Here is a 391-nt window from a genome sequence, read left to right on the forward strand (position 1 = left end):
ATCTTCCCGCCGTCCGGCCCGACCTGTCACCGGCCGGTCATGCGCGGCGCGTAGGGGCGGCATCCATCGACCCCGATGGACAGTCCGAGAGCCCGCATGACGTCAGCCGCCCGGGCGGTCCGCCGCGAAACCAGCCTCGGCCTCACCCGCGCCGTGCATCGCAGCCGGGCGCTCTCGCGCGCCGGGCTCGCCGAGCGCCTGTTCACCCTGGCCTTCAGCGGGCTCGTCTATCCGCAGATCTGGGAGGATCCCGTCGTCGACCTGGAGGCCCTGGCGCTGACGCCGGAGGACCACGTCGTCGCCATCGCCTCGGGCAGCTGCAACGTGCTGTCCTACCTCACGGCCGACCCGGCCCGGATCAGCGCCGTCGACCTCAACGGCGCCCACATCG

The 391-nt window shown here is 72.9% G+C and carries 1 protein-coding gene; it reads left to right on the top strand.

Annotated features, from left to right (window positions below; all coding sequences use genetic code 11):
- Positions 1–96: 96 nt before the first annotated feature.
- The coding region (locus D7Y13_RS44625) for a DUF3419 family protein (RefSeq protein WP_120631176.1) at positions 97–391 on the top strand (295 nt) is incomplete at its 3' end.

The sequence above is a fragment of the Corallococcus praedator genome (genome assembly GCF_003612125.1).
In the GTDB taxonomy this organism is placed as follows: domain Bacteria; phylum Myxococcota; class Myxococcia; order Myxococcales; family Myxococcaceae; genus Corallococcus; species Corallococcus praedator.